Here is a 10,862-nt window from a genome sequence, read left to right as displayed (position 1 = left end):
GTGTTTGCTGCAATGAATTTAAAGAAATTAGCCACATGGCTATGGAAAGGCAAGGAGCCTTTATTTTTTTGTCCTGAATTTCGAAAGAAATCAGATAAAAAGACGTCCCAAACTCAAATTACGAGTTTGGGACGTCTTTTGTCTACAGTCTGGAACGTTTCTGTTGAAAGACAGAGACGTTTTTCTTTTGAAATAAAACTTACAGAAGTCTTAAGGGGATAACACTGGTGTTACCTTGCTTTTTCGAATAGAATTCATTAGAATAGATAAATCAGCCTTGAAGGAGAATAACATGACCACAGTAGAAAAGAATCAAACATATACCGTCACAATTGATGACTTATCCCACGAAGGTATGGGTGTCGCTCATATCGACGGATTCCCGCTCTTTATCGAAAATGCTTTACCTGAAGAAGAAATGTCGATCAAAGCGGTCAAAGTCGGTAAAAAATTTGGCTTTGGTAAAGTGATCGAGCGTTTTAACGCAAATCCAGAGCGACAAGATGTGAAGGACTTGGATCTATTAAGAAGCGGCATCGCACCTTTAAGTCACATGACTTATGATTACCAATTACGATTCAAACAGCAACAAGTCGAAAAAGTTCTCAAAATAATTGCAAAGTTGCCGGATTTGCCTGTTGCGGCAACTTTAGGGATGAAAAAACCTTTTGAATATCGAAACAAAGCACAGATTCCAGTTCAAAAAGTCGATGATCAATTAATGACCGGTTTTTATCGTAAAAACTCACATGTTTTATTACCAATCGAAAATTACTTGATCCAAGATTCAAAAATTGATCAAGCGATTATAGCAATACGTGATATTTTACGACGTTTTAAAGTCAAAGCTTATAACGAACGTGAAAACACCGGCTTTATTCGCCACATTATCATTCGCCGTGGTCATTATAGCCATGAGATGATGGTAATCTTGGTAACCCGTACAGAGCGCTTCTTTAAGGGAATGGAGATTGCTGAATTGATCAAAGCGGAATTGCCAGAAGTTGTTTCGGTCATTCAAAACATTAATCCTGAAAAAACCAATGTTATCCTAGGTCGCGAAGAAAAAGTTTTATTTGGTAAAACGACGATTAAGGACACATTGTTAGGCAAAACTTACCAAATTTCACCTCAATCATTCTATCAAGTCAATACAGAACAAACTGAAGTATTGTATCAAACAGCAATCAATTTCGCTGAACTGAATGCAGAAGATATCGTCGTTGATGCTTATTGCGGAATTGGTACGATCGGATTATCACTTGCAGAAAAAGTAAAACATGTTTATGGTGTAGAAATCGTACCGCAAGCAATTGAAGATGCGAAAGCAAATGCGAAGGCTAATGGGATTGAAAATGCCAATTATGAAGTTGGCAAAGCTGAAAAAATTATGCCACGCTGGGCACGTGAAGGAATCGAACCTTCTGCTATTTTTGTTGATCCGCCAAGAAAAGGTTTAGATGAAAAATTCGTCGAAGCTTCAGTAGCAGTGAATCCTGAGAAAATCGTGTATATTTCTTGTAATCCAGCGACATTAGCCAGAGATTTGAGAAGATATGAAGACCTTGGCTATCATGCTGTGAAGGTTCAGCCAGTGGATCTATTTCCACAAACATACCATGTCGAATCAGTAACGCTACTTGTAAAGGCGGTGTAAAAATGAACCAAAAAGAAAAAATGCTAGAATTGATCAAGAAGAAACAAGGTGGCGGCCGTTCAAAGAAGATGGACACGCCGAAAAACGATCGTAAAAACATGCGCAAGGGACCAAAGATTTTTAATAAGTAAACAGCAGAAAGGAACGATTTCATTGGGAAATATTTGGATGCAGCGATTGACGAAATTTTATCAAAAATATGCACATTTGATGCGCGGACGTTATGGCAGATTTGATCAAATCAATAAAGCTTTGTTGATCGTATGGGCAGTAATGATGATTCTTGACCGTTGGATTCCGTTTTACATCGGAAATATTTTGACATTAGCGGCTTTTGCATTAGTTCTTTATCGTTTTTGCTCAAAAAAGATTTATCCGCGAAGCAATGAAAACCAAAAATTTATTCAGTGGATCGCCCGTATGAAGGATTTCTTCAAAGGTAAAAAGGGTACCTATAGTTACTTCAAATGCCCTGAATGTAAACAAAAGCTGCGAGCACCAAAAGGTCGAGGAAAGATTAAAGTGACTTGTAAAAATTGTCATACGCAATTTGTTAAGAAGGTCTAGTTTTTAAAACTAGGCTTTTTCTGATATTCTTTTATCGAGAAGGTGAGAAGATGAAATTGATTTTAGTTCGTCACGGCGAGAGTGAAGCGAACTTTGAAAACTATTGGACCGGTTGGCTAGATGTGAACTTAACAGAAAAAGGCCTTGATCAGGCTAGAACTGCCGGCAGAAAAATAAAGGAAGCTGGCTTGCTGATTGATGTTGCGTTCGAATCAGTCCTGAAACGCTCTATTAAAACAGCTAAAATGATATTACAGGAGGCAGACGCAAGTTTTGTCCCTGAGTTCAAAACGTGGCGCTTAAATGAGCGGCATTACGGGGCACTAGTTGGAAAAAATAAAGACATCATTACTGAAAATTTCGGTGTCGATCAAGTAAAAAAATGGCGGAGAGGCTTTGATGAAGTACCACCGTTATCAAAAGGGAATCACTTTGATCGACGCTATAATGATTTAGATTCGCGTCTATTACCAACAGGAGAGAGTTTGCATATGACATCTCAACGAGTCATTCCGCTATGGCAGGATCAAATTGCACCGAAATTGATAAATGGGGAAACAGTTTTAGTCTGCGGACACGGAAATAGTTTGCGTGCACTCGTTCAATTTTTGGAAGATACCCCTACTGATCAAGTAGATCAAATTGACATTCCTAATGCGACACCGATGATTTTTACCTTTAATCCGCAGCTAAAAGTTGTTCAAAAAGAAATTTTATAAAATTATTATGTAAACTTAGAGGAGCTATTATGAATTACATTTGGGATTTTGACGGAACATTATATGACACATATCCGATCATGCTAAAAGCTTTGATGAAAACATTTGAAGAACTTGACATCAAAAAAGATGAAAGAGATGTTTATCGAAAAATCAAAACTGAGTCGATCAGACAGATGATCATTGATTGGCAATTGCCTGTACCAAATTTTGATCAAAAGTATCATACTTATGAAGCGCAGCAAAACAAAGATTCTTCCCCTTTTAAAGAAACTAAGGAAACGTTGAGAAACTTGCAAGAAAAAGGCGGACAGCACTTTATTTTGACTCACCGTACAGTGGATTCGACTTGGAATTTATTAAAATGCGATGGATTGGATTCTTTGATTGTAGACATTATCGGCAGTGATTCAAACTTTCCACGGAAGCCTAACCCAGCAGCCATTAATTATTTTATTAATAATTATCAGCTTGATCCAAATCAGACTCTGATGATAGGAGATCGAAAGCTAGATATCGAGGCTGGAAACAACGCAGGTGTTCAAACAGTTTTCTTTGATTTAGATTATTTTAAGCAAGATATTAGGGCTACTTATTTTATAAATAATTTAAAAGAAATGGTACAAATTTTCTGAACAGAAAGCTATAATTGTGATAAGGGTATAGTTGGCTGAAAGACCGCTATGGGATTCATTTAACTAGTATTATAAAAATAATTATTTTGAAACAAGGAGGTGCGCAATGGAATTAGAACGCGATCAGGAAGTCGTCGAATCATTTAATTACGGTCTTCCTCCAAAAGATAAAGTAGTAAAACAAAAATTGCTGATCAATTTCAGTCCATTGGAAGCAGTGGATCCGGGATATCCGGCCGAAAATAGCATCATGGGTGTACGGATCGAGTTCGTTCTCCCTTTTGAAGAGTTTATCATAGGCGGTGTGCTTTCTCAGGTGATACATGTCATTGGGCGTCAAGTCAAACAACAAAATGATCTGACGGAAGCTGAAGCGAATGAAATGATTCGACCAATTTTAAGATTAATTGAGCGAATGGTTTATGAAATCACAGAAATAGCTCTAGATAAACCTGGTGTTAAAATCAACTTTTCTTCTAATACAATTTAACTATTTATCCTCTATTTTGAAGGGATCTTACTTTTTTGTTAGATAATTTCAGGTTAGAGGATTTTTTGTTGTGTTCATGAAAATTTCCATGTAACAATGCAAATCATAAGACAGATATTTTTTTCTAGGTTATACTTTAATAGTCACTAAAATTTAGGTCGCGCAGCTATATTTTAGGGTATTTTGTTGAAGAACGGATACCGGGAACCTTTACTTCCTTTGACAGACTTGTCATTATAAAAAGTTATTTTAGGAGGAATACAATGACAACTCTGTTCACTGTATTAGTGATCGTAGTATTCGTTGCGTTGCTTGTAGTTTTCTACCAAATGCAAAAGAGACACGTAAAATTCTCAAATCGTGTTTTTGCAGGATTAGGTGCCGGAATAATTTTCGGTGGAGTTTTACAACTTCTTTTGGGTAATGGTAGCAAAATTATTTCTCAAGCGATGGAATGGATCGGGATCGTTGGTAATGGTTATATTTCATTATTACAAATGTTAGTTATGCCTTTAGTCTTTATTTCAATCGTTGGTGCTTTCACCAAAATGAAATCAAGCAAGAAGCTTGGGAAGATCAGTGCGAATGTGTTGGTTACTTTGTTAGCTACAACGGCAATTGCTGCTTTGATCGGTATTGCAGCAGTGATGATCTTCGGACTTGATGGCGCAACCTTTACAAAAGGAGCGGCTGAAACAGCCCGAATCAAAGAGTTAGCAGATCGCCAAACAATGGTTCAAAACTTTTCAATCCCTCAACAAATTCTTTCTTTCATACCAACCAATGTTTTTGCAGACTTTGCTGGAACGCGCCCAACGAGTACAATTGGCGTGGTAATTTTTGCGGCTTTTGTCGGTATCGCCTTTCTGGGAGTACGTCGCAAGGCACCGAAAGAAGCTGAGTTTTTTGCAAACTTGATTGATAGTCTTTATAAAATTATCATGCGTATTGTAACGTTAGTATTGCGTTTAACACCATATGGAGTGTTCGCTTTAATGACTAATGTATTGGCAACAAGCGATTTTGAAGCAATTGTTAACTTAGGTAAGTTTATTATAGCTTCATATAGTGCGTTGATCGTCGTATTATTAGTCCATTCCTTGATTCTTTTGGGAGTCAAAGTTAATCCGATCAATTTCTTCAAGAAGTCTTTTCCAGCATTGAGTTTTGCCTTTACCTCGCGTTCAAGTGCCGGAACTTTGCCAATGAATATTGAAACGCAAACGAAGGCATTAGGAGTCGACGAAGCGACAGCGAACTTTGCCGGCAGCTTTGGGATCTCAATTGGCCAAAACGGCTGTGCAGGGGTTTATCCAGCAATGCTTGCTACAATCGTTGCACCTACAGTAGGTGTAAATGTGTTTGATTTGAAATTTGTCGTGATGTTGGTCGCTATCGTGACGATCAGTTCATTTGGTGTTGCTGGAGTCGGCGGTGGAGCAACTTTTGCTTCATTGATCGTATTAGGAGCAATGAATCTGCCTGTTGCAATCGTAGGTTTGGTCATCTCTGTAGAACCAATGATTGATATGGCTCGTACGGCCGTTAATGTGAGCGGTAGTATGGTGGCAGGTGTTGTGACCAGTGAGCGAATTCATGAATTAGATCGAGATATATTAAATGATGAGAATGCTTCGATTGAAGTAAATTCTTAATAATATGAAAGGCTTGGCTAGCGCGACCAAGCCTTTTTTGGTACACTTTTCGTGATAATACAAGAGATCAAATTAGGAGTGAAAAGTTTGTTTAATGAACAAGTAAAGGTGATTTTATACGCCAATGATGTACAGAAGGCTAGCAATTTTTGGCAGAGCCTAGGTTTTGTAGAAATTAGCTTCGATGAGCTTGACGGTTCGCAGGTAGCTGAAGTCGCGATGAGTGAAACTAGCACCACGCATTTGGTGATCTATGATCGCGAATTTATTGAAAAAAATGATGACGAGGCGACTGAACCATCTCCGGCTTTGATTTTTGGTAGTGATGATGTCATGTCTCTGTACAAAAAACTTCAAAAAATTGATGTTCGATTAGGCGATCTTGCGCAGATTGGTGATGAGTTTGTTTTCAATTTTGTGGATGCAGATGGAAATTATTTTGTGGTGTCAGGTCATTAGTACGGTCTTCAAATAGGAGGGGCGGAATGGATATGGAGCAAGTTTTTGTTATCGGCGATGTTCATGGTGAATATGAGATGTTTCTTGAAATTCTAAAAAAATTTCAACCTGATAAGCAACAATTGATCTTAATTGGTGATCTGAATGATCGAGGACCTAAGAGCAAAGACTGCTGGTTATTAGGAATGGAACTTGTTGAGAAATATCAGGCAGTTTACCTGAAAGGCAATCATGAACAAAACTTCCTTGAATTTATGAACAGTCCAGAAGATTGGTTTCCCAGTTATCTATACAATGGTGGGAAAGAAACGATCGAGAGTTTACTACATAAAGGTGCAACTGATGAGTATTCGGCAACGGAAATCGCAATGATGATTAGGAGTCGTTATAAAGAACTTTTAGCTTTCATTGCAGAACGACCGCTTTACTGTGAGTGGGGAGAATATCTCTTTGTGCATGCGGGTGTCGATTTATCAAAAGACTGGCATGAGACTTCTGCGCAAGATATTTTATGGATACGCGAACCTTTTCATGAAGGTAAAAATAATACCGGAAAAACGATCGTATTTGGACATACTATTACACCGATGCTCTATGGGGATATGCAAACGACTTCGCTATGGCAGTCCGATGGAAAGATTGGTATTGATGGCGGGGCCGTCTTTGGAGGAACTTTGCATGGGGTCGTCTTTGATCAAGCGGGTATCGTACATGATTATGAAATACCCAATGTGAACGGACCATGGGAGCCTGATTTCTAACTATTGAGTGAGATTCTAAATGAATCTCGCTTTTTTTCTGCCATCACTTGCACAACAATCTACAAAATGACATAGTATTCTAATAGGTTTTCAATTTATCGAATATGCTTTACAACTATCAATAATCGACTTTTTTAGTTGAGTAAGGAGACGTTATGTCAGAAACAGTGAAAGGCCATTTATCCGCTAGTTTAACCGTCGTTATATGGGCGATGACTTCTATATCTACGAAAGTTCTACTTAAGAGCTTTTTACCGATTGAAATTTTATTTATTCGTTTTTTGATTGGCTTTTTTGTGTTAACGATCGCTTCGCAGAAAATTTTGCCTTTCAAGGGTTGGCGTGAGGAGAGCTATTATATCATTGCCGGTTTATCCGGTGTCTTTTTATACTATTATTTAGAAAACGTTGCATTGACCTATACTTTGGCGATGAATGTTGGGATCATCGGCTCCGTCAGCCCTTTTATGACGGCACTGATCAGCCGGTTTATTTTGAAGCAAAGAAAAATTCCACGCGTGTTTGTTTTAGGGTTTATTTGTTCGATGATCGGGATATCATTGATCAGTCTTTCAGGTACGCTAAACGTTAATCCAATCGGTGATGGCTTTTGATTGCGACAGTTTGTTGGGCTTCTTATTCCTTGCTCGTCAAAAAGATCAGCGAATTTGGCAATGGTACGATCGCCACGACACAACGAATCTTTTTCTACGGGTTGTTATTTATGCTGCCAGTTCTATTCTTAACCTTAGATTCTTTTGATATGTCTCGCTTTACACAGATTATAAATGTAGGAAATCTATTGTTTCTAGGAATCGGAGCATCGGCTCTGTGCTTCGTTACATGGAATTTCTCAGTTAAAAATCTGGGTGCTGTTCGCGCGGCTGTGTATATTTATACGATCCCGATGCTGACAACAATTGTCTCAGTCTTGATTTTGGGTGAAACGTGGACTGTCAAAACATTTCTCGGGATTTTATTGACATTGACTGGTTTGGTTTTGTCGGAACTGCCGAACTTTTTGCATCAAAGAAAAAAGTAAACTAATATTTTTTCTACTCTCAATGGGCCTACTGGTTTTTGTTAAGGCAGGTGTCCATTTAATACTTTAAAACAACATTGGGTCGTATATGTAGCTAGAATTGAACCATTTCCAAGTTTATAAAAAATGGTTCCCCTATTGCGAGACATCTGTTTTAATGGAGGAAGCAAACTTGCCGAAAGTGTGATAAAATAGATAAGATTTTGGATGAAATGAGGAATTGAAATGGCAGAAAGTTTAAACCAAGAAATCATTCAACTACTGAATAAAGAATTGACAGGTTATCGTCCGCAACAGATCAATGTTGTCTTAACATTGTTGACTGACGGAAATACAGTACCTTTCATTGCTCGCTACCGGAAAGAAATGACTGGCAGTTTGGATGAAGTACAGATTCGTGAGATCGAAGAACGTTACAATTATTTAGAAAACTTAGAAAAACGCAAGCAAGAAGTGTTGCGTTTAATTGATGAACAAGGAAAATTGACTGAAGAGTTGGCACAAAAAATCCAACAAGCGGTCAAAGTTCAAAAGGTCGAGGATTTGTATCGTCCTTATAAACAAAAGCGCCGAACGAAAGCAACGATCGCTAAAGAAAACGGATTGGAACCGTTAGCCGAATATCTAATGAGCTTTCCGCAATCTGGCGATGTTTATGCCAAGGCGGAAGAATTTATCAACGAAAATGTAGGAACTGCCGAAGAAGCTTTGCAGGGAGCACATGAGATTGTAGCTGAACAAATCAGTGATAATCCTGATTATCGGACTTGGATTCGTACCTTTACCAAAAATAAAGGTGTCTATCAAAGCAAAGTTAAAGACGCGGATAAAGATGAAAAAGGCGTCTATGAAATGTACTACGATTTTGCCGAACCAATCAATAAGATGGTTTCTCATCGCGTATTGGCTTCTAATCGTGGTGAAAAAGAGGACATCTTGAAAGTTGCGATTGTGGTGGAAGAGGATAAGATCTTTGACTACTTAGAGCGTCAATTAGTTCAGAATAATCGTGCAATTACTGCGGAGTTTGTTCGTGAAGCTTATAAAGACAGCTATAAACGCTTTATCGGACCAGCGATCGAACGTGAAATTCGCAATGAATTAACCGAAGAAGCAGATGAACAAGCAATCAATATTTTTGGTGAAAACTTGCGAAATTTATTGTTACAGCCTCCTTTGAAAGGAAAAGTTGTTTTAGGCTTCGACCCGGCGTATCGGACGGGTTGTAAGTTAGCTGTAGTTGATGAAACAGGAAAAGTATTAGCCATCGAAGTCATTTATCCTCATAAGCCAGCACCACAAGCCAAACGGCAAGCTGCCGGTCCAGCTTTCCAAGCGTTGATCAAAAAGTATGGCGTAGAGATGGTCGCAATTGGAAATGGAACGGCCAGCCGTGAGTCAGAATTATTTGTTGCTGAACAATTGAAGCAGATTCAGCAGGAAGTTTTTTATGTAATTGTCAACGAAGCGGGGGCTTCCGTTTATTCAGCTAGTGATATCGCTCGTGGAGAATTCCCTGATTTACAGGTAGAAGAACGTAGCGCTGTAAGCATCGCTAGACGTTTGCAAGACCCGTTATCGGAGCTAGTAAAAATTGATCCAAAAGCAGTCGGTGTCGGCCAATATCAGCACGATGTCTCGCAAAAACGTTTATCTGAACGTTTGGACTTCGTAGTAGAAACGGCTGTCAACCAAGTTGGTGTGAACGTTAATACAGCTAGTCCACAGTTATTACAATATGCGTCTGGATTGAACAAGACAACTGCACAAAATATTGTGAACTACCGAGAAGAAAATGGAGCTTTTACTTCACGTCCGCAACTGAAAAAAGTTCCACGATTAGGACCAAAGGCTTATGAACAAGCGATTGGTTTCTTACGGATTCCTGATGCAAAAAACATTTTGGATACGACTGCAATCCATCCGGAGAGCTATACTAGCGCCAAGGAAATCTTAGCGTTAGTCGATGTTGATTTAAAAACACTAGGTTCTTCTGAAGCGACAGAAAAAATTAAGAGTCTTCAAGTGAATGATTTACAAAAACAGCTTGAAATTGGTAAAGAAACAATCAAAGATATCGTACAGGCGCTGCTTCAGCCAGGGCGAGATATGCGCGATGAAATGCCTGCACCATTGTTACGGCAAGATGTACTGACGATGGAAGATTTACAAGCTGGAATGGAATTACAAGGAACAGTCCGAAATGTGATTGATTTCGGTGCTTTCGTTGATATCGGTGTAAAACAAGACGGTTTGGTCCATATTTCTAAGCTAAGCAAAAAATATGTTAAGCATCCGACTGATGTTGTATCTGTTGGTGATGTAGTGACTGTTTGGGTTGAAGCGGTTGATGTAAAAAAAGGCCGCATTAGTTTGACCATGGTCCAAAGTGATAAAAATGACTAATCAGGAATTACAGGCGCTTGTCGAAAAGATTTCTCAGGAATCTTTTCGACAACCATTCTGCCATAAAGCCACTTTCAACCGACGATTGAAAACAACGGGTGGTCGTTATCACCTACAAAGTCATAATTTAGACTTTAATGAAATGCTTGTCGAAAAATATGGTCAAGAAGAACTGATCAAAGTCATCAAACACGAGCTTTGTCATTATCATTTACACCTGGCTGGCCGTGGCTATCAGCACAAAGATCTAGAATTCAAACAGTTGCTAAAAAAAACAGGTGGTTCTCGGTTTACTCCGCAGCTTGCCACTGCTACATTTCATGTCTATCAGTGTGAAAAGTGTTCTCAAAAAGTCAAACGACGTCGAAAAATTAATACAACAAAATACGTATGTGGAAATTGCCACGGGAAACTAAAATTTTTGAAGATGATTGAAGCATAAATCGGCTAAAGTAGGACAGAGAATAAAAG

Annotated in this window: 13 protein-coding genes and 1 pseudogene; all 14 read left to right on the top strand. The window is 38.6% G+C overall.

The annotated features are described in order from the left end of the window. Positions 1–222 (top strand): annotated as a pseudogene (locus AC4J95_RS17775) (hypothetical protein); the annotation flags it as partial. A 70-nt stretch (positions 223–292) separates the two neighbouring features. Then, the gene (gene rlmD / locus AC4J95_RS17770; protein WP_494550995.1) at positions 293–1,657 is read left to right on the top strand and encodes a 23S rRNA (uracil(1939)-C(5))-methyltransferase RlmD; all 1,365 of its coding nucleotides are present in this window, start codon (positions 293–295) and stop codon (positions 1,655–1,657) included. Positions 1,658–1,659: 2 nt separating this feature from the next. Next, the gene (locus tag AC4J95_RS17765) at positions 1,660–1,788 is read left to right on the top strand and encodes a hypothetical protein (protein WP_494550994.1); all 129 of its coding nucleotides are present in this window, start codon (positions 1,660–1,662) and stop codon (positions 1,786–1,788) included. Positions 1,789–1,810: 22 nt separating this feature from the next. Next, positions 1,811–2,224: a hypothetical protein gene (locus AC4J95_RS17760; protein ID WP_494550993.1), complete on the top strand. Its 414-nt coding sequence runs from the start codon at positions 1,811–1,813 to the stop codon at positions 2,222–2,224. 50 nt (positions 2,225–2,274) lie between these two features. After that, positions 2,275–2,943, top strand: a complete 669-nt coding sequence (locus AC4J95_RS17755) for a 2,3-bisphosphoglycerate-dependent phosphoglycerate mutase (RefSeq protein ID WP_494550992.1) — start codon at positions 2,275–2,277, stop codon at positions 2,941–2,943. 29 nt (positions 2,944–2,972) lie between these two features. Next, the gene (locus AC4J95_RS17750; protein ID WP_494550991.1) at positions 2,973–3,578 is read left to right on the top strand and encodes an HAD-IA family hydrolase; all 606 of its coding nucleotides are present in this window, start codon (positions 2,973–2,975) and stop codon (positions 3,576–3,578) included. 106 nt (positions 3,579–3,684) lie between these two features. Continuing rightward, a complete protein-coding gene (locus tag AC4J95_RS17745; RefSeq protein ID WP_316402907.1) occupies positions 3,685–4,068 on the top strand; it encodes a DUF1149 family protein in 384 nt (127 codons plus the stop codon). A 263-nt stretch (positions 4,069–4,331) separates the two neighbouring features. Next, on the top strand, positions 4,332–5,723 hold the full coding sequence (locus tag AC4J95_RS17740; protein ID WP_494550990.1) for an L-cystine transporter: 1,392 nt from the start codon (positions 4,332–4,334) through the stop codon (positions 5,721–5,723). Between the two features lie 87 nt (positions 5,724–5,810). Continuing rightward, positions 5,811–6,182, top strand: a complete 372-nt coding sequence (locus tag AC4J95_RS17735) for a VOC family protein (RefSeq protein WP_494550989.1) — start codon at positions 5,811–5,813, stop codon at positions 6,180–6,182. Between the two features lie 32 nt (positions 6,183–6,214). Then, positions 6,215–6,943 (top strand): metallophosphoesterase family protein, encoded by a 729-nt coding sequence (locus AC4J95_RS17730; protein WP_494550996.1) that lies wholly within the window; start codon positions 6,215–6,217, stop codon positions 6,941–6,943. 155 nt (positions 6,944–7,098) lie between these two features. After that, positions 7,099–7,557 (top strand): DMT family transporter, encoded by a 459-nt coding sequence (locus AC4J95_RS17725; RefSeq protein ID WP_494550988.1) that lies wholly within the window; start codon positions 7,099–7,101, stop codon positions 7,555–7,557. Next, positions 7,554–7,985: a DMT family transporter gene (locus AC4J95_RS17720; protein WP_494550987.1), complete on the top strand. Its 432-nt coding sequence runs from the start codon at positions 7,554–7,556 to the stop codon at positions 7,983–7,985. The genes AC4J95_RS17725 and AC4J95_RS17720 overlap by 4 nt, the downstream gene beginning before the upstream one ends. Before the next feature lie 225 nt (positions 7,986–8,210). Further along, the gene (locus tag AC4J95_RS17715) at positions 8,211–10,391 is read left to right on the top strand and encodes a Tex family protein (protein ID WP_494550986.1); all 2,181 of its coding nucleotides are present in this window, start codon (positions 8,211–8,213) and stop codon (positions 10,389–10,391) included. After that, a complete protein-coding gene (locus tag AC4J95_RS17710) occupies positions 10,384–10,833 on the top strand; it encodes a SprT family protein (protein ID WP_494550985.1) in 450 nt (149 codons plus the stop codon). Before AC4J95_RS17715 ends, AC4J95_RS17710 begins: the two co-directional genes overlap by 8 nt. Positions 10,834–10,862 lie beyond the last annotated feature (29 nt).

This window comes from Enterococcus sp. GPZ-007 (assembly GCF_059374735.1).
Note: the sequence above shows the minus strand (reverse complement) of the source record. Positions and strands in the feature narration are given on the sequence as shown.

Coding starts and splice junctions, on each gene's coding strand:
- rlmD (WP_494550995.1), top strand. CDS start 293: ATGACCACAGTAGAAAAGAATCAAACATATACCGTCACAATTGATGAC.
- AC4J95_RS17765 (WP_494550994.1), top strand. CDS start 1,660: ATGAACCAAAAAGAAAAAATGCTAGAATTGATCAAGAAGAAACAAGGT.
- AC4J95_RS17755 (WP_494550992.1), top strand. CDS start 2,275: ATGAAATTGATTTTAGTTCGTCACGGCGAGAGTGAAGCGAACTTTGAA.
- AC4J95_RS17750 (WP_494550991.1), top strand. CDS start 2,973: ATGAATTACATTTGGGATTTTGACGGAACATTATATGACACATATCCG.
- AC4J95_RS17745 (WP_316402907.1), top strand. CDS start 3,685: ATGGAATTAGAACGCGATCAGGAAGTCGTCGAATCATTTAATTACGGT.
- AC4J95_RS17740 (WP_494550990.1), top strand. CDS start 4,332: ATGACAACTCTGTTCACTGTATTAGTGATCGTAGTATTCGTTGCGTTG.
- AC4J95_RS17730 (WP_494550996.1), top strand. CDS start 6,215: ATGGAGCAAGTTTTTGTTATCGGCGATGTTCATGGTGAATATGAGATG.
- AC4J95_RS17725 (WP_494550988.1), top strand. CDS start 7,099: ATGTCAGAAACAGTGAAAGGCCATTTATCCGCTAGTTTAACCGTCGTT.
- AC4J95_RS17715 (WP_494550986.1), top strand. CDS start 8,211: ATGGCAGAAAGTTTAAACCAAGAAATCATTCAACTACTGAATAAAGAA.
- AC4J95_RS17710 (WP_494550985.1), top strand. CDS start 10,384: ATGACTAATCAGGAATTACAGGCGCTTGTCGAAAAGATTTCTCAGGAA.